Source organism: Streptomyces sp. NPDC047869, from assembly GCF_040704065.1.
Classification (GTDB): Bacteria; Actinomycetota; Actinomycetes; order Streptomycetales; family Streptomycetaceae; genus Streptomyces.
On the sequence record NZ_JBEYRK010000026.1, the window covers coordinates 16,342 to 36,408 of the forward strand.

A 20,067-nucleotide genomic window follows, 5' to 3' on the forward strand; every position below is an offset into this window, starting at 1 on the left:
CCCCAGACTGTCCGCCAGCCCGTCGCCGAAGTTTCCGTTGGAGGCCATACCGTGTCAAAGCCGCCCTTCACGCACCTGCACGTCCACACCCAGTACTCGCTGCTGGACGGTGCCGCGCGGCTCAAGGACATGTTCAACGCCTGCAACGAGATGGGCATGACGCACATCGCCATGTCCGACCACGGCAACCTGCACGGGGCGTACGACTTCTTCCATTCCGCGAAGAAGGCCGGAATCACCCCGATCATCGGCATCGAGGCGTATGTCGCGCCCGAGTCCCGGCGCAACAAGCGCAAGATCCAGTGGGGCCAGCCGCACCAGAAGCGGGACGACGTCTCGGGTTCCGGCGGCTACACCCACAAGACGATCTGGGCGGCGAACTCGACGGGCCTGCACAACCTCTTCCGGCTCTCCTCGGACGCGTACGCGGAGGGCTGGCTCCAGAAGTGGCCCCGGATGGACAAGGAGACGATCTCCCAGTGGTCCGAGGGGCTGATCGCCTCCACCGGCTGTCCCTCCGGCGAGCTGCAGACCCGCCTCCGCCTCGGCCAGTTCGACGAGGCCCTGAAGGCGGCCGCCGACTATCAGGACATCTTCGGCAAGGACCGCTACTTCCTGGAGCTGATGGACCACGGCATCGAGATCGAGCACCGGGTCCGTGACGGCCTCCTGGAGATCGGCAAGAAGCTCGGCATCCCCCCGCTGGTCACCAACGACTCGCACTACACCTACGCGCACGAGGCGACCGCCCACGACGCGCTGCTGTGCATCCAGACCGGCAAGAACCTCTCCGACCCGGACCGCTTCAAGTTCGACGGCACCGGCTACTACCTCAAGTCCACGGACGAGATGTACGCCATCGACTCCTCGGACGCCTGGCAGGAGGGCTGCCGCAACACCCTGCTGGTGGCCGAGCAGATCGACACCACCGGCATGTTCGAGGCGAAGAACCTCATGCCGAAGTTCGACATCCCGGAGGGCTACACCGAGGTCACCTGGTTCAAGGAGGAGGTCCGTCGCGGCATGGAGCGGCGCTTCCCCGGCGGCATCCCGGAGGACCGCCAGAAGCAGGTCGAGTACGAGATGGACGTCATCATCCAGATGGGGTTCCCGGGCTACTTCCTCGTCGTCGCCGACTTCATCATGTGGGCGAAGAAGAACGGCATCGCGGTCGGGCCCGGGCGTGGCTCCGCGGCCGGCTCGATCGTCGCCTACGCCATGGGCATCACCGACCTCGACCCGATCCCGCACGGCCTGATCTTCGAGCGGTTCCTCAACCCCGAGCGCGTCTCCATGCCCGATGTCGACATCGACTTCGACGAGCGCAGGCGCGTCGAGGTGATCCGGTACGTGACCGAGAAGTACGGCGCCGACAAGGTCGCCATGATCGGCACCTACGGCAAGATCAAGGCGAAGAACGCCATCAAGGACTCCGCGCGCGTGCTGGGCTACCCGTACGCCATGGGCGACCGGCTCACCAAGGCCATGCCCGCCGACGTCCTCGGCAAGGGCATCGACCTCGACGGCATCACCAACCCCTCGCACCCGCGCTACAACGAGGCGGGCGAGATCCGCTCGATGTACGAGAACGAGCCGGACGTCAAGAAGGTCATCGACACCGCCAAGGGCGTCGAGGGCCTGGTCCGGCAGATGGGCGTGCACGCTGCGGGCGTGATCATGTCCAGCGAGCCCATCGTCGACCACGCCCCCATCTGGGTGCGGCACACCGACGGCGTGACCATCACGCAGTGGGACTACCCGCAGTGCGAGTCGCTCGGCCTGCTGAAGATGGACTTCCTCGGCCTGCGCAACCTGACGATCATGGACGACGCCGTCAAGATGGTGAAGTCCAACAAGGGGATCGACCTCGACCTGCTGGCCCTGCCGCTCGACGATCCGAAGACCTTCGAACTCCTCCAGCGCGGCGAGACCCTCGGCGTCTTCCAGTTCGACGGCGGCCCCATGCGCTCCCTGCTGCGCCTGATGAAGCCCGACAACTTCGAGGACATCTCCGCCGTCTCCGCGCTCTACCGGCCCGGCCCGATGGGCATGGACTCGCACACCAACTACGCGCTCCGCAAGAACGGGCTCCAGGAGATCACCCCGATCCACAAGGAGCTCGAGGAGCCGCTCGAAGAGGTCCTGGCCGTCACCTACGGCCTGATCGTCTACCAGGAGCAGGTGCAGAAGGCCGCCCAGATCATCGCCGGGTACTCGCTCGGCGAGGCCGACATCCTCCGCCGAGTGATGGGCAAGAAGAAGCCCGACGAACTGGCGAAGAACTTCACCATCTTCCAGGCCGGCGCCAAGAAGAACGGCTACAGCGACGAGGCGATCCAGGCGCTGTGGGACGTGCTGGTCCCGTTCGCCGGCTACGCGTTCAACAAGGCGCACTCCGCCGCGTACGGCCTGGTCTCGTACTGGACCGCCTACCTGAAGGCGAACCACCCCGCCGAGTACATGGCCGGACTGCTCACCTCGGTCAAGGACGACAAGGACAAGTCGGCCGTCTACCTCAACGAGTGCCGGCGCATGGGCATCAAGGTGCTCCCGCCGAACGTGAACGAGTCGGTGCACAACTTCGCCGCCCAGGGCGACGACGTGATCCTCTTCGGCCTCGAAGCCGTGCGCAACGTCGGCACGAACGTGGTGGAATCGATCATCAAGAGCCGCAAGGCCAAGGGCAAGTACGCCTCGTTCCCCGACTACCTCGACAAGGTCGAGGCGGTCGCGTGCAACAAGCGCACCACGGAGTCGCTGATCAAGGCGGGCGCGTTCGACACCCTGGGGCACACCCGCAAGGGCCTCACCGCGCACTTCGAGCCGATGATCGACAACGTGGTCGCGGTCAAGCGCAAGGAGGCCGAGGGTCAGTTCGACCTCTTCGGCGGCATGGGCGAGGAGACCAGCGACGAGCCCGGCTTCGGACTCGACGTGCAGTTCACCGAGGACGAGTGGGACAAGACCTATCTGCTCGCCCAGGAGCGGGAGATGCTCGGTCTTTACGTCTCCGACCACCCGCTCTTCGGCCTGGAGCACGTGCTGTCCGACAAGGCCGACGCGGGCATCTCCCAGCTCACCGGCGGTGAGCACGCCGACGGCGCGGTCGTCACCATCGGCGGCATCATCTCCGGCCTGCAGCGCAAGATGACCAAGCAGGGCAACGCCTGGGCGATCGCCACGGTGGAGGACCTCGCGGGTTCCATCGAGTGCATGTTCTTCCCGGCCACCTACCAGCTCGTGTCGACCCAACTGGTCGAGGACGCCGTGGTGTTCGTCAAGGGCCGTCTCGACAAGCGCGAGGACGTGCCCCGGCTCGTCGCCATGGAACTGATGGTCCCGGACCTGTCCAACGCGGGCACCAACGCGCCGGTGATCCTCACCATCCCGGCCACCAGGGTCACCCCGCCCATGGTCAGCCGGCTCGGCGAGATCCTCAGCCACCACAAGGGCGACAGCGAGGTCCGGATCAAGCTCCAGGGCCCGCGCAAGACCACGGTGCTGCGCCTGGACCGGCACCGGGTCAAGCCCGACCCCGCGCTCTTCGGCGACCTGAAGGTGCTGCTCGGCCCGTCCTGCCTGGCCGGCTGAGCCGCGGCGCCGGGCAGCCGGGCCCAAATCCCGCGCGGATGACGAAGGGGCGCACCCTCATCGGGTGCGCCCCTCCTGTGTGTCTGGGCTTCAAATGCCCTTTAGTTGTGGCCGAAGCTCTTCTGCTTCTTGCGGGAAGCATCCGAGGGGCTGCCCGCGGCGCCCGCCATGGAGGACTCGGGTTCCTCCGCCGCCGGGCGCTGAGCGCGTTCCGCTGTGTGCTCGGCCTGCGAAGCGCGGTTCTGCGGGCCACCCTGCTTGCGGTTCTTGTTCTTGGCCATGGTGATCTGCCTCCTGAGGGGGATCTAGGGGCCAGGGCCGGGATCAGATTCACATACGCTGACATCAGTCGCATGTCGGATAATTACCGTGTGTGACAGGGGAGGTGGGCGAGCGGGCCCGCTGAACGCCACGCCGAAGATCGAGTTCCGGCCGTTAACGCCCGTCCGTTCGGGCAGACTCGAAGGAAGTCCGAAGCAAAACCTCCCGGGAAGAGGGTGAGTCGCGTGGACCGTTGCATCGTCCTGGTGGACGCCGGGTATCTGCTGGGTGCCGCCGCCAGCCTCCTCGCAGGTGAGCCCTCGCGGTCCCGGATCACCGTCGATCACGCCGCGCTGATCCAGGCCCTGCGCGAACGTGCCGAGTCGGATACCGAACGCCCGCTGCTGCGCATCTACTGGTTCGACGGCGCCCCCGACCGGGTCCCTCAGCCGGAGCACCGCCGGCTGCGCGTGATGCCCCGGGTCACCGTCCGGCTGGGCGCGCTCACCCGCAGCGACGGACGCTGGGCGCAGAAGGGCGTGGACGCCGCCATGCACGCCGAGCTGACCGAGCTGGCACGCAACCGCGCCTGTTCCGACATCGTCCTGGTCACCGGCGACGGCGACCTGCTGCCCGGCATGATGGCCGCCAAGGAGCACGGCGTCGCCGTCCACCTCTGGGCCGTCCAGGCCGCCGACGGCGACTACAACCAGTCCGAGGACCTGGTCGCCGAGGCCGACGAACGGCGGGTGCTGGACCGGGCCTGGATCACCCAGGCGGTCCGCGCCAAGGAGCTGACCGGCGTCTGCGCCCCGCCGCCCGCGCCCCGCCCCGAGATCGCCGCGATCCTCTCCGCACCGCTGCCGGACTCCGCGCTCACCGCGGGCGCCGAACGCCCCGCCGAGGAGGGCGCCCACGCGCCGGCCGCCGCCGAGCACAGCCCCCAGGGCCGGGCGGCCGCTTCCAAGGGAGTGCCCACCCCCAAGGACCTCGCCGCGCTGCGCGCACCCGGCGCACAGGCTGTGCAGCACCCGACGACCGCGACCCTGCGATGGTCCTCCGACAAGGGGTGGGTGGACCGGCCGGGAGCGGTCGCCGAGCCGCCCGAGGTCGCCTCCATGCCGACCCTCGCCCAGCTCACCACCGCCGAGCAGCGGTGGGCCGACCGGGAGGAGGACATCACCACCGTCGGCGGCGATCCGTACGAGGTGGGCCAGGTCTTCGCCCGCCGCTGGATCTCCCGGCTCGGCGACCCGAACCACGTACAGCGGCTGTCCACGATGTATCCGCGCATCCCGCACCGCATCGACGGCGAGCTGCTGCGCTACGCCGCGCGTTTCGGCCTGCTCGCCCACAAGGACGACCAGATCGACGAGCACGACCGTTACGCCATCCGGGCGGGCTTCTGGCGCGAGGTCGACGTCCCGGCGGCCGCCGAACAGCACGCGCCCGCCGCGGACTGAACCCCGGTGGTCGCCCCCGAGGACGAGTGAAGGCCCCCGACCCCGTAGTCTCGTCACTTGTGAGTACGCGCGCGGCACAGGCACTTCGGTACGACGAGGTCGTACGCGTGCGCGGGCTCACCAAGACCTATCCCCCCGTGAAGGGGCGGCGCGGGGCGCCGGGCACGCCCGAGGTGCGGGCCACCGACGGGGTGGAGCTCGAGGTGCGGCGCGGCGAGATCTTCGGGCTGCTCGGGCCGAACGGCGCCGGCAAGTCCACCCTCGTGCGCCAGCTCACCGGGCTGCTGCGGCCGGACGCGGGCAGTGTCGGGATCCTCGGCCACGACATCGTCAGGCACCCCCGGCTGGCCGCCCGGATCCTCGCCTACCTGGGGCAGGAGTCCTCCGCCCTGGACGAGCTGACCGTGTCGCTCGCCGCCGAGACCACCGGACGCCTGCGCGGCCTGGACGTACGGCGGGCACGGGCCGAGCGGGACGCCGTCCTCGAGGAGCTCGGCCTCACGTCGATCGCCGGCCGCGCGCTGAAGAAGCTGTCCGGCGGCCAGCGGCGGCTCGCCTGCTTCGCCGCCGCCCTCGTCGGGGAACGGCCGCTGCTCGTCCTCGACGAGCCGACCACCGGCATGGACCCGGTGGCCCGGCGCGCGGTGTGGGCGGCCGTGGACCGGCGGCGGGCCGAGCGCGGCACGACCGTGCTGCTGGTCACCCACAACGTCATCGAGGCGGAGACCGTGCTCGACCGGGTCGCCGTCCTGGACCAGGGCCGGGTCATCGCCTGCGACACCCCCGCGGGGCTGAAGGAACGGGTCTCCGGCGAGGTCCGGGTGGAGCTGGTGTGGCGGGAGCGGGCGCCGCTGGACGTGCCCGAGGTCGCCGGCTTGCGCCAGCGGGCCACGGAGTCCGGCCGGCGCTGGACGCTCCGGCTCGCTCCCGAGGAGGCCCGGGCCGCGGTCGCCACGGTGACCGGCGGCGCCGCCTTCGCCGCCCTGGACGACTTCACGCTCGCCACACCCAGCCTGGAGGACGTGTACCTCTCGCTGGGCGGGGCGGCCCGGCAGGGGCTGGTGAAGGCGTGAGCGCGCGGGCCGCGGAATGCGTACGGGTGTGCGCCAGGGCCGTAGGGAAGAGGAGCAGCGCGTCGTGAGTGTCGTACCCGCCGAGGTTCTGCCCGGCGGCGCCCGGGCCGTTGCGGGGGCGGCCCCGGGCGCGGCCGAGCTCGGTCCGCCCGCACGGCTGTGGCCGTCGCTGGTGGCCGTCTACCGGGCGCAGCTCTCCCGGGCCCGGGTGGCCCGTATCCCGCTGCTGTTCGTGGCGACCTTCCAGTCCGTCGGCATCGCCGTGATGATGCGGGGCGTCGTGGACAGCGGCACCGAGGCCCAGTCCGTGGTGGCCGGGTCCTCGGTACTGGTCGTCGCGTACGTGGCGCTGAACCTGCTGTCGCAGTACTTCGGGCAGCTGCGGGCCAGCGGCGGACTCGACCACTACGCCACGCTGCCGGTGCCGCCGGCGGCGGTGGTGCTGGGCGCGGCGGGGGCGTACGCCTCCTTCACCGTGCCGGGGACGCTGGTGACCGCCGTCTTCGGCTGCGTGCTGTTCGGGCTGCCGCTGTCCAATCTGTGGATCCTGCTCGCCGTGATCCCGCTCGCCGGGGCCGCGCTCGCCGGGCTCGGCGCCGCCTGCGGCCTGCTCGCGCCGCGGCCCGAGCTGGCCACGCTGCTCGGCCAGCTCGGCATGTCCGCGGCCCTGCTGCTGGGCGTGCTGCCGGCCGACCGGATGCCGGAGATCATCCGTCTCGCCCGGGACCTGCTGCCCTCGACCTACGGGGTGGAGGCGTACGCGCGCACCTTCGGGGCACACCCCGACTGGGCCGTCGTCCTGGCTGACCTGGGGGTGTGCGCGGGTGTCGGAGTGGTCTCGCTGGCCGCGGCGACCTGGGCTTACCGCAGGGCGGCCGTCCGGTGACGCGGCTCACGGCACGACCTGGCACGATGTCAGGGTGACCGCACCGCTGACTCCGCCTCCGCCGCCGCACGACGACTCCGCGCACCAGGTCCGGCAGGCCCCGCCCGCCGGGGCTCCGTTCGCGGGCATGTACGAACAGGACGGCCCCGGGATGAAGACCGAAGTGCGGGAGGCCGCGGTGGTCGCCGTGGCGGTGACCCTGGGCGGGGTGCTGCTCGGACTGCTGTGGTGGTGGCTGGCGCCGCACGTGCCGCTGATCGCCGACCAGGTCGACAAGAGCTGGGTCGTCTACATCAAGGACACCGAGGGCGAGCAGGCGGTCGGCGTGGACGGCACCTTCACGCTGCTGGGGCTGGCGTTCGGGCTGGTCAGCGCGGTCGTGGTGTTCCTGTGGCGCCGGCGTGGCGGCGTGCCGCTCGTGGTGGCGCTGGGCCTCGGCGGACTGCTGGGGTCCCTGCTGGCCTGGCGGCTCGGTGTCTGGCTGGGGCCCGAGTCCGATGTCATATCCCACGCCAGGGCGGTGGGCAAGGGCGTGACCTTCTCGGCCCCGCTGAAGCTCGGGGCGAAGGGCGCGCTGCTGGCCTGGCCCCTGGCCGCGCTGCTGGTCCACCTGGGGCTCACGGCACTGTTCGGCCCCCGGGACCCGGAGGAGCCGTACCCGGCGTGAGGTCCCCCGGTGCCCTTTCCCGGCGTGACCAGCGGGGCCCCAGCGGAGCTTCCGTCGAGCTTCAGCCGGCCAGGTGCGGCCGGAGCGCCGTGGAGCCGGGTCCGGCCTGACGGGCCGGGGTCCCGTGAGCCGTACCCCGCACCGGCGTACCGCCGCCGCCCGGCCGTTCAGTCCCGGCCGATGGGTGCCAGCACCGCTTCCGTGAGCGCGGCCAGGGCCGTCGGCGCGAGTTCGACCTCCAGGCCTCTGCGGCCCGCCGAGACGCAGATGGTGTCGTGGGCTCCGGCCGAGTCGTCCAGGACCGTGCGGAGCCTCTTGCGCTGGCCCAGCGGGGAGATGCCGCCCCGGACGTAACCGGTGGTGCGCTCGGCGAGGGCCGGGTCCGCCATGGCCGCCCGCTTGCCGCCCACCGCCGCCGCCAGTGCCTTCAGGTTCAGCGTGCCGGAGACCGGGACCACCGCCACCGTGAGCGCGCCGTCGACGTCGGCCACCAGGGTCTTGAAGACCCGGTCCGGGGAGACGCCCATCGCCTCCGCCGCCTCCTCGCCGTAGGAGGGGTGGGCGGGGTCGTGGTCGTAGGCGTGGACGGTGTGGTCCACGCCCGCCGCGGTCAGCGCGACGGTCGCGGGCGTGCCGCCGGACTGCTGCTTCTTGGACTTCTTCGCCATCGGGGTGCCGGGCCTCGGTTCGGTTCGCTCAGTTCATGCTGGTCGGCGTCCGCGTCAGCTCGAACGCGGGCAGGGACGGCAGACTACGGATGATCGCCGCCTCCGAGCGAAGGAGTTTCAGCTCGTCCCTGAGGCGGGAGGCGGTGTCCGGGGCCTGGAGCAGCCGCTGCTTCGTCGGCGTGTCCAGCACCATGGCGGCGGCGACCAGGTAGGAGACCACCGAGGGGTCGTCGGGAAGCTCCGTGCCCGCCAGCGAGCGCTCACGGGCGCCCGCCAGGCGCTTCTGGTACTGGCGGAACGAGCGCAGGACACCCTCGGCCAGCGCGCCCGCCTCGTCGCCGGGCTCCTCCGTGAGCTCCTCCAGCTCCGCCGTCAGGAACGGGCCCGACGCCTCCACGGACAGCAGCCGCACCCGGGTCGTCCCGGTCGCCAGCACCTCGAACGTGCCGTTGTCGCGCTCCCGGATGGTCGCCGCGTCCGCCACACAGCCCACGCCGTGGAACGACTTGAGGGGGTCCGGGCCGAAACCGGCGGCCGGGCCCCGCTCGGGCTGCGCCGTCGGATCCGGCATGCCCGGAGCGCTCGGTGCCACCTCGTGGCCGTCGCGGATCGTCACCGCGGCGAACCGGCGCGGCTCGTCCTCGGGGGCCTTCAACAGTTCGCGCATCATGGCGCGATACCGCTCCTCGAAGATGTTCAGGGGCAGCACGAGCCCCGGGAACAGAACCGAGTTCAGCGGGAACAGGGGCAGACGGACGGTGGTCACGGCGACCCAGCCTAATGGTCGGCGGCGGAGGCTCGGCCGCGGTGCGCGTTCAGCGGCCGCGGCGGCGTCCTCACCAGCCCGGAGAGGAAGGCGGGCGTGCTGGGCCCGAGAAGCCCGTCGCGGAGCCGCAGGAACTGGCCGAGCGGGTCGTCGGAGAACCGCTCCCAGGGGAACGAGGTGGCGTACGGGCCGATCAGGCCGAGCTGGGCGCGCGCGTCCTCCCACCGGCCCAGCCGGACGAGCAGGTACAGCAGCTTGTTGCGCATCTGGGCGGGCCCCGGGGTGGCCTCCGGGAAGCGGGCGGAGAGCGACACCGCCCGGTCGGCGGCCGCGTCCAGCCGCTCGCGCGGCACCTCGGGCCCGCAGTCGTCGGTCAGATAGCCGAACGCCGCCCGGGCCGGCAGCGCCTGCACCAGCGAGCCGGCCGGGGCGTCCTGCGCGGCGAGGTCGGCGAAGTCGAAGCACTCGCGGTGCGAGCCGTGCCAGAAGGTCGCCAGATACCGCAGGGCGGCCACATGGCAGCCGTAGTGGTGCGGGGCGCGCCGGATCGCCGCCTCCCACAGCTCCTCGAAGTAGCGGTGGCCGGCCCGGGAGCCGCGCGCGTGGTCGAGGGCGATCCGCCAGGGCACCGGGTCGCGGTCGTCGGCGCGGGCGGCGGCCGTGATCAGCGGGCTCACCTCGCGCAGCAGCTCGGCGCGGGCCGGCGAGGGCCAGGCGCGGTCCACCGCGAGCTGGGCCCCGACCAGAGCGACGTCGGGGTCGCCGGGGGCGGCCGTAAGCCAGGCCTCGAACCACTCGGGCCGGGAGCGGGCGAAGGCCGCGAGCCGCCGCGTGTAGCGGTCGCGGTCCTCCCACTGGCCGGCCGCGCGCGTGGTGGCGAGCAGGGCGGAGGCGGCGCCGTACTCGCCCCGGCCGGCCGCGACCAGCGCGGGCGAGAGGCGGTCGTCGGGCGCGTCGAGTACGGCCTCGAAGCCGCCCTGGGGCGGGGCGGCGAGGTACGAGGCGCGTCGTGTCGTCCGGGTGGGGCGGAGGAACGCCGGCAGCAGAGCCATGGTGTCGACCATTGAAAGTCCGCAGGTCGGGGGAGCGCCAGAGGGTCCGGCCAAGTCAGGAAAGGTTGTACGACATAAGGTCAAGGACGGGCAAAGGGTGACGGTTCAACTATTGTTATGTACCTGCCCGTGAGGTGTGCTCCGTGAGTCGTGAGCCGTCGCTCGTGACGGGAGCCGTCAGCTCCGCCGCAGCAGCCGGGTCGCCCCCGCCGCCACGGTGGTCGCGAGTATCCAGCCCATGATGACCATCACCGCGGCCAGCCACTGCCAGCCGCCGCGCAGCTGCCACTGGCCGACCTGGCCCAGGTCGATCACCGGCAGCAGCAGGTCCAGCGTGAACAGCGCGGGGCTCCAGGACGGATGCTCGCCGGAGTCCACCGGCGGATGCCCGGCGTGCGCGAAGGCGAGCGTGCCCGCCGCCCACAGCACCGCCATCCACACCGCCGCCCGGCCCGGCCGGTAGCCGTAGGCCACGGCCCAGTCCTGGACGAAGCCCCAGACCTTGCCCGCCGGCGGCAGCGTCTCGCGGCGCCGGCGCTGCTTGGCGAGCAGCACCTCGCGCGCGTCCTCGTCCTCCCCGGCCGCGCGCAGCACCGAGGCCAGCCGCTCGTACGGCTCCGGGTTGTACTCCGCGGTCGCCGCCGCCACCCAGTCGAGCCGCCGGGTCAGCGGGAACGGGCCGCGCGGGACCAGGCTCTCGTAGGTGAAGCCGCCCATGTGCAGGTTGCCCGGGCCCGGCCAGCTCCCCGCGCGGTCCACCAGGTTGACGACCCGTGCGCCGGACAGCTTCACCTGCCCGCGCTGCGGCCGGTCGCCCAGGAAACGCAGCTCCGGCGTCTGCACCCGGCGCAGCGACAGATCCTGGTCGTCGGTGAGGACGAACCGGGCCCGCTCCAGGTCCACGGCGTCCCCGAACCGGCCGTCGTCCAGCCGCACCCCGCCCTGGCACTCGAAGCGCTGGATCCGCGTCCCGCGCGCGGGGGTCGTCCCGCTCAGCAGCGGATTGCCCACGCCCGCCGGGGTCAGGTACAGGGTGCGCTCCACCGTCAGCTGGGGGGCGTTCAGCGCGAGACGCGCGTACGGATTGGCCAGTTTCGCCCCCCGCAGGCTCAGCGAGCCCCCGACCTGGGCGCCGCGCAGGCTCAGCTCGCCGTGCGACTCCAGCAGCTCCGCCTGCAGGTCCTGGCCGACGCTCATGCCGTCGGCGGCGATCGAGCGGCCGCTGCGGTCCCGGTGGACGACCGCCTGGTTCAGCAGCAGGTCCGTCCCGATGTGCGCGTCGGTCAGCCGCACCCCGTTCTGGAAGCGGCAGCGCGGCAGGTGCAGGTCGCCCTCGGTGGTGACCCGGGCCGCCTCCAGCCGGGGCAGCGCGCAGTTCACCAGGCGCACGGTCGTGAAGCGGGCCTCGGGAAGCAGGACCTGGTCGTCGAAGCGGCAGCCGCGCATCTCCACGTACGGCGTGACCGTGCCGCCCGCCAGCTCCAGCGTGCCGGTGATCCGCACACCGGCCAGCTTCAGCGCGGACACCCGCCCCGCGAGCGCGGGCGGCCCGTCCAGCAGCAGCCAGCAGACGATGCGCGCCCTGACGCTCCGCTCCGGGCCCCAGGGATGCCCGCCGTGCGGATCGTCCACCACCGCGTCGCCGCTGCTCAGGTCGTACACGCTGCCGTTACGGAAGGCCTGCCACATTCCGGCCTCGGCCGCGGTCAGGCCCTCCGGCAGATCTCCGGTGTCGCTGCCGGCCCCGTCGGTCACCGCTCTTTCCCTCTTCCCCGCCACTCACAAGTCGTCCGCCTCGTACACCCGTTCATGCCCGCTGAGTGACGCCCGGCACACTAGACGTGAAGGTGATCTTCCACGTTCCGGCCACGTTCTGTATCAGCCATTGATACGCGCGGACAGCCGCGGACGCGGGTCTGAGAGAATTGAGTACGTGATCTCCCGAATCGATCTGCGCGGCGACGCCCTCCCCGAGGGCCCCGCCCTGCGCGACCTGCTGCCCCGAGCCGACTTCGACGTTCAGGCCGCCCTGGAGAAGGTGCGTCCGATCTGCGAGGCCGTGCATCATCGTGGCGACGCGGCGCTGATCGACTTCGCCGAGAAGTTCGACGGAGTACGGCTGGAATCCGTCCGTGTCCCGGCCCGGGCGCTGACCGACGCGCTCGAGGCGCTCGACCCGGCCGTGCGTGCCGCCCTGGAGGAGTCCATCCGCCGGGCCCGCCTGGTCCACCGCGAACAGCGCCGTACTGCGCACACCACCCAGGTCGTGCCGGGCGGCTCCGTGACCGAGAAGTGGGTGCCGGTCGAGCGCGTCGGGCTGTACGCGCCCGGCGGCCGGTCCGTCTACCCCTCGTCCGTGATCATGAACGTGGTCCCGGCCCAGGAGGCCGGCGTCGAGTCGATCGCGCTCGCCTCCCCGGCGCAGGCGGAGTTCGGCGGACTGCCGCACCCGACGATCCTCGCCGCGTGCGCGCTGCTCGGCGTGGACGAGGTCTACGCGGCCGGCGGCGCCACCGCCGTCGCGATGTTCGCGTACGGCACCGAGTCCTGCGCGCCCGCCAACATGGTCACCGGCCCCGGCAACATCTGGGTGGCCGCGGCCAAGCGCTACTTCACCGGGAAGATCGGCATCGACACCGAGGCCGGTCCCACCGAGATCGCCATCCTCGCCGACGACACCGCCGACCCGGCGCACGTCGCCTCGGACCTGATCAGCCAGGCCGAGCACGACCCGCTCGCGGCGGCCGTGCTGGTCACCGACTCCACCGAGCTGGCCGACGCGGTGGAGAAGGAGCTGGAGCCGCAGGTGGCGGCCACCAAGCACATCGAGGACCGCATCCGCCCGGCCCTGGCCGGCAAGCAGTCCGCGATCGTCCTCGTGGACGGCGTCGAGGAGGGCCTGCGGGTGGTCGACGCGTACGGCGCCGAGCACCTGGAGATCCAGACCGCCGACGCCACCGCGGTCGCCGACCGGGTGAAGAACGCCGGCGCGATCTTCATCGGCCCCTGGGCGCCCGTCTCGCTCGGCGACTACGCGGCTGGGTCCAACCACGTCCTGCCCACCGGCGGCTGCGCCTGCCACTCCTCCGGCCTGTCCGTCCAGTCCTTCCTGCGCGGCATCCACATCGTCGACTACACGCGGGACGCGCTGGCGGAGGTCGCGCACCACGTCGTCACGCTGGCGGAGGCGGAGGACCTGCCCGCGCACGGCGCGGCGATCAAGGCGAGGTTCGGCTGGAAGGTACCGACGAGCAAGTGACCGGCATCGACGATCTGCCCGTACGGGACGAGCTGCGCGGCAAGTCCCCCTACGGCGCGCCCCAGTTGGACGTACCCGTACGGCTGAACACCAATGAGAACCCCTACCCGCTGCCCGAGCCGCTGGTCGAGCGGATCGTGGAGCGGGTCCGGGAGGCCGCCCGCGACCTGAACCGCTATCCCGACCGGGACGCGGTCCAGCTCCGCACCGAGCTGGCCAAGTACCTGACGAACACCGGCAAGCACCCGCTCGGCATCGAGAACGTCTGGGCGGCCAACGGCTCCAACGAGGTCATCCAGCAACTGCTGCAGACCTTCGGCGGACCGGGCCGCACGGCCATGGGCTTCGAGCCGTCGTACTCGATGCACGCGCTCATCGCGCGCGGCACGGGCACCGGCTGGATCTCCGGGCCCCGCGGCGAGGACTTCGGGATCGACCTCGCCGCCGCCCGGCGCGCCATCGCCGAGCACCGGCCCGACGTCGTCTTCGTCACCACCCCCAACAACCCCACCGGCAACGCCGTGCCGCCCGAGACGGTCCTCGGGCTGTACGAGGCGGCCCAGGCGGCCAAGCCGTCCATGGTGGTCGTGGACGAGGCCTACATCGAGTTCAGCCACGGCGAGTCGCTGCTGCCGCTGCTGGCGGGCCGGCCCCACCTGGTCATCTCGCGCACCATGTCGAAGGCGTTCGGCGCCGCCGGACTGCGCCTCGGCTACCTCGCCGCCGACCCGGCGGTCGTGGACGCCGTACAGCTCGTCCGGCTGCCGTACCACCTCTCGGCGATCACCCAGGCGACCGCCCTGGCCGCCCTGGAGCACACCGACACCCTGCTGGGCTACGTCGAGCAGCTCAAGTCCGAGCGGGACCGGCTGGTCGCCGAGCTGCGCACGATCGGCTTCGAGGTGATCGAGTCCGACGCGAACTTCGTGCAGTTCGGCCGGTTCGACAGCGCCCACGAGGCCTGGCGGAAGATCCTCGACCGGGGCGTACTGGTCCGGGACAACGGCGTACCGGGGTGGCTGCGGGTGTCCGCCGGCACCCCGGAGGAGAACGACGCGTTTCTCGACGCGGTCCGTGAGTTGAAGAAGGAGCCCCAGTCATGAGCCGCGTCGGACGCGTGGAGCGCACCACCAAGGAGACCTCGGTACTGGTCGAGATCGACCTCGACGGCACCGGCAGGACCGACATCGCCACGGGCGTCGGCTTCTACGACCACATGCTCGACCAGCTCGGCCGGCACGGTCTGTTCGACCTGACCGTGAAGACCGACGGCGACCTGCACATCGACTCCCACCACACCATCGAGGACACCGCCCTCGCGCTCGGCGCCGCCTTCAGGCAGGCCCTCGGCGACAAGGTGGGCATCTACCGCTTCGGCAACTGCACGGTCCCGCTGGACGAGTCCCTCGCCCAGGTCACCGTCGACCTCTCCGGCCGCCCCTACCTCGTGCACACCGAGCCCGAGAACATGGCGCCGATGATCGGCGAGTACGACACCACGATGACCCGGCACATCCTGGAGTCCTTCGTCGCCCAGGCGCAGGTCGCCCTGCACGTGCACGTGCCCTACGGCCGCAACGCGCACCACATCGTGGAGTGCCAGTTCAAGGCGCTCGCCCGGGCGCTCCGCTACGCCTCCGAGCGCGACCCGCGCGCGGCCGGCATCCTCCCGTCGACGAAGGGCGCGCTGTAACCCCATGACCGGTCTGTCCACCGTCCTGATCGTCGTCGGCCTCTTCCTGGTCGGCGGCATCATCTCCTTCGCCAAGCAGAAGATGCCCACCAGCCTCATCGTGCTGCTCTCGATCGGCGCCGCGATGTGCCTGGTCGCCGGCGTCATGCGGCTGGAGGTGTGGAATTGAGCGCCAAGAAGGTCGTCGTCTTCGACTACGGCTTCGGCAACGTCCGCTCCGCCGAGCGGGCCCTCGCGCGCGTGGGAGCCGACGTCGAGATCACCCGCGAATTCGACAAGGCCATGAACGCCGACGGCCTGCTGGTGCCGGGCGTCGGCGCGTTCGCCGCCTGCATGCAGGGCCTGCGCGCGGCCCGCGGTGACTGGGTCGTCGACCGCCGGCTGTCCGGCGGCCGGCCGGTGATGGGCATCTGCGTCGGCATGCAGATCCTCTTCGCGCGCGGCATCGAGCACGGCGTGGAGGCCGAGGGCCTCGACGAGTGGCCCGGCACGGTCGCGCCGCTCGAGGCCGACGTCGTGCCCCACATGGGCTGGAACACCGTGGACGCCCCGGAGGACTCCGAGCTGTTCGCCGGCCTCGACAAGGACGCCCGCTTCTACTTCGTGCACTCCTACGCCGTCCACGACTGGGCCCTGGAGGCGAACAACCCGCTGATCGCGGCCCCCAGGGTCACCTGGTCCACGCACGGCAGGCCCTTCGTGGCGGCCGTCGAGAACGGTGCCCTGTGGGCCACCCAGTTCCACCCCGAGAAGTCCGGCGACGCCGGTGCCCAGCTCCTCACCAACTGGATCGGAACCCTGTAGACCATGGCCAAGCTCGAACTCCTCCCCGCCGTCGACGTCCGCGACGGCCAGGCCGTGCGCCTCGTGCACGGCGAGTCCGGGACCGAGACCTCCTACGGCTCCCCGCTGGAGGCCGCCCTCGCCTGGCAGCGCTCCGGCGCCGAGTGGCTGCACCTGGTCGACCTCGACGCCGCCTTCGGCACCGGTGACAACCGCGAGCTGATCGCCGAGGTCGCCAGGGCGATGGACATCAAGGTGGAGCTGTCCGGCGGCATCCGCGACGACGACACGCTCGCCGCGGCCCTCGCCACCGGCTGCACCCGCGTCAACCTCGGCACGGCCGCGCTGGAGACCCCGGAGTGGGTCGCCAAGGTCATCGCCGAGCACGGCGACAAGATCGCGGTCGGTCTGGACGTGCGCGGCACGACGCTGCGCGGCCGCGGCTGGACCCGGGACGGCGGCGACCTCTACGAGACGCTGGCGCGCCTCGACAAGGAGGGCTGCGCCCGCTACGTCGTCACCGACATCGCCAAGGACGGCACCCTGCAGGGCCCGAACCTGGAGCTGCTGAGGAACGTCTGCGCCGCCACCGACCGCCCGGTCGTGGCCTCCGGCGGCGTGTCGTCCCTGGATGACCTCCGGGCCATCGCCGAGCTGGTACCCCTCGGTGTCGAGGGCTCCATCGTCGGGAAGGCCCTGTACGCGAAGGCGTTCACCCTGGAAGAGGCACTGGAGGCAGTGGCGTCATGACATCCGAGGCCGTGCGGCGCGTTCAGAGCGGAAGTCCCTGGGAAGAGAGCTTCGGGTTCGCGCGCGCAGTCGCGGCGGGTGACCGGGTGCTGGTGGCCGGCACGACGTCCTTCAAGGGCACCGTGCTGTACGGGGAGGGCGACCCCTACGAACAGGCCAAGGTGGCCTTCACCAGCGCGCTCGAGGCGATCGGTGAGTTCGGCCTCGGCGCCGGGTCCGTGCTGCGCACCCGGATGTACCTGACCCATGTGCGGGACGTGGACGCGGCGGGCCGCGCCCACAAGGAGATCTTCGACTCCGTCCGCCCGGCCTCGACCCTGCTGGTCGTGGAGGGCTTCGTCGACCCGCGCATCCTGGTCGAAGTGGAACTAGAGGCATTCAGAGGAGCCGTGACCTCATGACCCTGGCGGTCCGAGTCATCCCCTGCCTGGACGTGGACAACGGCCGGGTCGTCAAGGGCGTCAACTTCCAGAACCTGCGCGACGCGGGTGACCCCGTCGAGATGGCCAAGGTGTACGACGCCGAGGGCGCCGACGAGCTGACGTTCCTGGACATCACCGCGTCCTCCGGCGACCGGGAGACCACCTACGACGTGGTGCGCCGCACCGCCGAGCAGGTGTTCATCCCGCTGACCGTCGGCGGCGGCGTCCGCACCGCCGAGGACGTGGACCGGCTGCTGCGGGCCGGCGCGGACAAGGTGGGCGTGAACACCGCGGCCATCGCCCGGCCCGAGCTGATCCGGGAGATCGCCGAGCGGTTCGGCCGGCAGGTCCTGGTGCTGTCGGTGGACGCGCGCCGCACCGAGGGCGGCGCCTTCGAGGTGACCACGCACGGCGGCCGCAGGGGCACCGGCATCGACGCCGTCGAGTGGGCCCACCGCGCGGCCGAGCTGGGCGCGGGGGAGATCCTGCTCAACTCCATGGACGCGGACGGCACCAAGGACGGCTACGACCTGGAGATGATCGCGGCCGTTCGCAAGCACGTCACCGTCCCGGTGATCGCCTCCGGCGGCGCCGGGCGGCTGACGGACTTCCCGCCGGCCGTCGACGCGGGCGCGGACGCGGTTCTCGCCGCCTCCGTCTTCCACTTCGGGGACCTGCGCATCGGCGAGGTCAAGCAGACCCTGCGGGAGGCGGGCCACCCCGTGCGGTGACGCCTTCCCGAGCCCTCGGCCCCGGCCGCCCGACAAGGCGGCCGGGGCCTTCTCATGGCCGGCCCCTCGATGAGGCAGATGCGAAAGGAAAGTTGCGCAACATCCATTGCGCAACTTTCCTTTCGTATCTAGAGTCGGAGACATGACAGCCAAGGGGAGCCGTCCCATCACGGACGTGGGCACGCTGAAGGCGCTGGCCCACCCGCTGCGGATGAAGCTGTACCGAGCCCTGTGCGTGGCCGACAAGGCGACCGCCTCGCACCTCGCCGACCAGGTCGACGAGGCCGTCTCGCTGGTCAGCTACCACCTGCGCAAGCTCGCCGAGCACGGCCTCATCGAGGAGGCCCGGCCGCAGAGCGCGGACGGCCGGGAACGCTGGTGGCAGCCCTCCTCCGAGGGCGTGAGCATCCGTGACAAGGACTTCCGGGACGCACCCGAGACCGCGGCCGCGCACCTGGCGGCGACCCGGCTCTTCCACGACCAGCGCACCGACCTCTACCGCCGCTACCTCGACGAACGGCCGACGTGGAGCGCCGAGTGGAACACGGCCGCGGCCGACAGCGAGTCCCTGCTCCGCCTCACCGCCCCCGAACTGCGCGCACTGCAGGACGAACTGCTCGCGCTGATCCGCAGGTACGACGAGTTGGGCCGGTCCGCCGAAGCCGACGGCGAGACCGAAGGGCGCGAGCACGTCGCGCTGCACGTGTACGGATTCCCGTTCCGCGTCTGAGAAGGGCCCCGCCGTGACCGACACCTTCATACCCCCGGCCTCCGTCACCGAGGACCGCCCCGCCCACCGCGACCCCAACGTGCTGCGCTGGCTCGGCGCCTACACCGCCTCCATGCTCGGCGACAGCGTCTACTACATCGCCCTGTCCTGGGCCGCCGTCCAGGCCGGCACCCCCGCGCAGGCCGGTGTCGTCATGTCCGTCAGTGCGCTGCCGAGGGCCGTGCTGATGCTCGGCGGGGGAGTGCTCGCCGACCGGCTCGGCCCGCGCCGCGTCGTCATCGGCAGCGACGCCGTGCGCTGCGCGGCCGTCCTCGCGGTGGCCGCCCTGCTGTTCCTCACCGGCCCCGGACTGTGGCCGCTCGCCCTGCTGGCCCTGCTCTTCGGCACCGTCGACGCCGTGTTCATGCCCGCCGTCGGCGCCCTCCCGGCCCGGATCACCGGCAAGGGACAGCTCGCCCGCGTACAGGGCATGCGCGGCCTCGCCATCCGCTGCGCGGGCGTGGCCGGCGCCCCGCTCGGCGGACTCGGCGTGGCCCTGGGCGGCGCGTCGGCGGCCTTCGCCCTCGCCGGACTGCTGATCGCCGTCTCCGTACCGCTGCTGATCTCCGTGCGCCTGCGCCCCCTGCCCGGCGACGACACCCCCGCCCCCGCGCGCACCACCGCCTGGGCCGACCTGGTGGGCGGCCTGCGCTACATCCGCGGCCACCGCGTCCTCGCCCCGCTCATGCTCGCCATCGCCCTCGGCGACTTCGGCTTCGTCGGCCCGCTCAACGTCGGCCTGACCCTGCTCGCCGACCGGCGCGGCTGGGGCGCCGCCGGCATGGGCTGGGTGCTCGCCGGATTCGGCGCCGGGGCGGGCGCCGCCTCACTGCTGCTCGCCGTCCGGGGCCGGGTGCCGCGCGCCGGGCTGGTCGCCGCCTGGGCGATCCTCGCCGGCTCGGTCGCCATCGGCGCCCTGGCCTACGTGCCCCAGCTCGTCGGGGCCGTCGGCGTCGCCCTGCTCATCGGGCTGCTCGCCGGGCTCAGCGGGGTGCTGTGCGGGGCCCTGCTGCAGACCCTGTCCGACCCCGCCTACCTCGGCCGGGTCACCGCCGTCGCCAGTGTGGTCAGCCTCGGCCTGGCCCCGCTGAGCATGCCGTTCGCGGCCGCCGCCATCGGTGCCTTCGGTCTCGGCCCGGTGTTCGTGACCAGCGCGGCCGTGTGCGGGCTCGGCGGGGTGGTCGCCCTGTGCGTCTCCGGGCTGCGCCGCGCGGAACTCCCCCGCTGACGCTG

The 20,067-nt window shown here is 72.0% G+C and carries 20 protein-coding genes; 15 read left to right on the forward strand and 5 right to left on the reverse strand.

Annotation, left to right across the window (positions count from 1 at the left end; translation table 11 throughout):
* Nucleotides 1–51: 51 nt before the first annotated feature.
* Complete coding sequence (dnaE, locus tag AB0924_RS27870; RefSeq protein ID WP_358931093.1) at nucleotides 52–3,591, forward strand: DNA polymerase III subunit alpha; 3,540 nt, start codon at nucleotides 52–54, stop codon at nucleotides 3,589–3,591.
* Nucleotides 3,592–3,692: 101 nt separating this feature from the next.
* Here dnaE and AB0924_RS27875 read toward each other — a convergent pair whose 3' ends face one another.
* Entirely contained in the window at nucleotides 3,693–3,872 is a 180-nt protein-coding gene (locus AB0924_RS27875) for a hypothetical protein (RefSeq protein ID WP_358931095.1), read from the reverse strand.
* 225 nt (nucleotides 3,873–4,097) lie between these two features.
* Between AB0924_RS27875 and AB0924_RS27880 the strand changes: the two genes are divergently transcribed.
* The 4 genes from AB0924_RS27880 to AB0924_RS27895 all read left to right on the forward strand — a co-directional run bounded on the left by AB0924_RS27880 (nucleotide 4,098) and on the right by AB0924_RS27895 (nucleotide 7,941).
* Nucleotides 4,098–5,315 (forward strand): NYN domain-containing protein, encoded by a 1,218-nt coding sequence (locus AB0924_RS27880; RefSeq protein WP_358931097.1) that lies wholly within the window; start codon nucleotides 4,098–4,100, stop codon nucleotides 5,313–5,315.
* A gap of 59 nt (nucleotides 5,316–5,374) precedes the next feature.
* On the forward strand, nucleotides 5,375–6,388 hold the full coding sequence (locus AB0924_RS27885; RefSeq protein ID WP_366912849.1) for an ABC transporter ATP-binding protein: 1,014 nt from the start codon (nucleotides 5,375–5,377) through the stop codon (nucleotides 6,386–6,388).
* Nucleotides 6,389–6,452: 64 nt separating this feature from the next.
* On the forward strand, nucleotides 6,453–7,274 hold the full coding sequence (locus AB0924_RS27890) for an ABC transporter permease (RefSeq protein ID WP_358931099.1): 822 nt from the start codon (nucleotides 6,453–6,455) through the stop codon (nucleotides 7,272–7,274).
* A 34-nt stretch (nucleotides 7,275–7,308) separates the two neighbouring features.
* The gene (locus AB0924_RS27895; RefSeq protein WP_358931101.1) at nucleotides 7,309–7,941 is read left to right on the forward strand and encodes an AAA family ATPase; all 633 of its coding nucleotides are present in this window, start codon (nucleotides 7,309–7,311) and stop codon (nucleotides 7,939–7,941) included.
* A gap of 167 nt (nucleotides 7,942–8,108) precedes the next feature.
* On the opposite strand, the gene ybaK is transcribed toward AB0924_RS27895, so the two are convergent.
* The 4 genes from ybaK to AB0924_RS27915 form a co-directional block, all read right to left on the reverse strand.
* Nucleotides 8,109–8,609, reverse strand: coding sequence for a Cys-tRNA(Pro) deacylase (gene ybaK / locus AB0924_RS27900; RefSeq protein ID WP_359550215.1), 501 nt, complete (start codon nucleotides 8,607–8,609; stop codon nucleotides 8,109–8,111).
* Between the two features lie 28 nt (nucleotides 8,610–8,637).
* A complete protein-coding gene (locus tag AB0924_RS27905) occupies nucleotides 8,638–9,375 on the reverse strand; it encodes an LON peptidase substrate-binding domain-containing protein (protein WP_366912850.1) in 738 nt (245 codons plus the stop codon).
* Between the two features lie 11 nt (nucleotides 9,376–9,386).
* On the reverse strand, nucleotides 9,387–10,439 hold the full coding sequence (locus tag AB0924_RS27910) for a hypothetical protein (RefSeq protein ID WP_366912851.1): 1,053 nt from the start codon (nucleotides 10,437–10,439) through the stop codon (nucleotides 9,387–9,389).
* A gap of 165 nt (nucleotides 10,440–10,604) precedes the next feature.
* Nucleotides 10,605–12,182, reverse strand: a complete 1,578-nt coding sequence (locus tag AB0924_RS27915) for an oxidoreductase (protein ID WP_358931109.1) — start codon at nucleotides 12,180–12,182, stop codon at nucleotides 10,605–10,607.
* A 178-nt stretch (nucleotides 12,183–12,360) separates the two neighbouring features.
* Here AB0924_RS27915 and hisD point away from each other — a divergent pair, with 178 nt between their 5' ends.
* From hisD to AB0924_RS27965, 10 genes are all read left to right on the forward strand, one after another.
* On the forward strand, nucleotides 12,361–13,686 hold the full coding sequence (gene hisD, locus AB0924_RS27920; protein ID WP_358931111.1) for a histidinol dehydrogenase: 1,326 nt from the start codon (nucleotides 12,361–12,363) through the stop codon (nucleotides 13,684–13,686).
* Nucleotides 13,683–14,789 (forward strand): histidinol-phosphate transaminase, encoded by a 1,107-nt coding sequence (locus AB0924_RS27925; RefSeq protein WP_366912852.1) that lies wholly within the window; start codon nucleotides 13,683–13,685, stop codon nucleotides 14,787–14,789. Before hisD ends, AB0924_RS27925 begins: the two co-directional genes overlap by 4 nt.
* Nucleotides 14,786–15,379 (forward strand): imidazoleglycerol-phosphate dehydratase HisB, encoded by a 594-nt coding sequence (gene hisB / locus AB0924_RS27930; protein WP_143636382.1) that lies wholly within the window; start codon nucleotides 14,786–14,788, stop codon nucleotides 15,377–15,379. Before AB0924_RS27925 ends, hisB begins: the two co-directional genes overlap by 4 nt.
* Nucleotides 15,380–15,383: 4 nt before the next feature.
* Nucleotides 15,384–15,548 carry a hypothetical protein gene (locus AB0924_RS27935; RefSeq protein ID WP_199210187.1) on the forward strand — a complete coding sequence of 55 codons (165 nt, stop codon included), beginning with the start codon at nucleotides 15,384–15,386 and terminating at the stop codon, nucleotides 15,546–15,548.
* Complete coding sequence (gene hisH, locus AB0924_RS27940) at nucleotides 15,539–16,183, forward strand: imidazole glycerol phosphate synthase subunit HisH (protein WP_366912854.1); 645 nt, start codon at nucleotides 15,539–15,541, stop codon at nucleotides 16,181–16,183. Before AB0924_RS27935 ends, hisH begins: the two co-directional genes overlap by 10 nt.
* A 3-nt stretch (nucleotides 16,184–16,186) precedes the next feature.
* Nucleotides 16,187–16,912, forward strand: a complete 726-nt coding sequence (gene priA, locus AB0924_RS27945; protein ID WP_351670430.1) for a bifunctional 1-(5-phosphoribosyl)-5-((5-phosphoribosylamino)methylideneamino)imidazole-4-carboxamide isomerase/phosphoribosylanthranilate isomerase PriA — start codon at nucleotides 16,187–16,189, stop codon at nucleotides 16,910–16,912.
* Complete coding sequence (locus tag AB0924_RS27950; protein ID WP_358931122.1) at nucleotides 16,909–17,313, forward strand: RidA family protein; 405 nt, start codon at nucleotides 16,909–16,911, stop codon at nucleotides 17,311–17,313. The genes priA and AB0924_RS27950 overlap by 4 nt, the downstream gene beginning before the upstream one ends.
* Nucleotides 17,310–18,065: an imidazole glycerol phosphate synthase subunit HisF gene (gene hisF, locus AB0924_RS27955; RefSeq protein WP_358931124.1), complete on the forward strand. Its 756-nt coding sequence runs from the start codon at nucleotides 17,310–17,312 to the stop codon at nucleotides 18,063–18,065. Before AB0924_RS27950 ends, hisF begins: the two co-directional genes overlap by 4 nt.
* Nucleotides 18,066–18,207: 142 nt before the next feature.
* Entirely contained in the window at nucleotides 18,208–18,795 is a 588-nt protein-coding gene (locus AB0924_RS27960) for a helix-turn-helix domain-containing protein (RefSeq protein WP_358931127.1), read from the forward strand.
* 13 nt (nucleotides 18,796–18,808) lie between these two features.
* The gene (locus AB0924_RS27965; protein ID WP_358931129.1) at nucleotides 18,809–20,062 is read left to right on the forward strand and encodes an MFS transporter; all 1,254 of its coding nucleotides are present in this window, start codon (nucleotides 18,809–18,811) and stop codon (nucleotides 20,060–20,062) included.
* The last annotated feature ends 5 nt before the right edge of the window (nucleotides 20,063–20,067 follow it).

Excerpts from the sequence above, each read along its gene's own strand:
- AB0924_RS27875 (WP_358931095.1), bottom strand. The coding sequence starts at position 3,872 with ATGGCCAAGAACAAGAACCGCAAGCAGGGTGGCCCGCAGAACCGCGCT.
- ybaK (WP_359550215.1), bottom strand. The coding sequence starts at position 8,609 with ATGGCGAAGAAGTCCAAGAAGCAGCAGTCCGGCGGCACGCCCGCGACC.
- AB0924_RS27910 (WP_366912851.1), bottom strand. The coding sequence starts at position 10,439 with ATGGTCGACACCATGGCTCTGCTGCCGGCGTTCCTCCGCCCCACCCGG.
- hisB (WP_143636382.1), top strand. The coding sequence starts at position 14,786 with ATGAGCCGCGTCGGACGCGTGGAGCGCACCACCAAGGAGACCTCGGTA.
- AB0924_RS27935 (WP_199210187.1), top strand. The coding sequence starts at position 15,384 with ATGACCGGTCTGTCCACCGTCCTGATCGTCGTCGGCCTCTTCCTGGTC.
- priA (WP_351670430.1), top strand. The coding sequence starts at position 16,187 with ATGGCCAAGCTCGAACTCCTCCCCGCCGTCGACGTCCGCGACGGCCAG.
- AB0924_RS27950 (WP_358931122.1), top strand. The coding sequence starts at position 16,909 with ATGACATCCGAGGCCGTGCGGCGCGTTCAGAGCGGAAGTCCCTGGGAA.
- hisF (WP_358931124.1), top strand. The coding sequence starts at position 17,310 with ATGACCCTGGCGGTCCGAGTCATCCCCTGCCTGGACGTGGACAACGGC.
- AB0924_RS27960 (WP_358931127.1), top strand. The coding sequence starts at position 18,208 with ATGACAGCCAAGGGGAGCCGTCCCATCACGGACGTGGGCACGCTGAAG.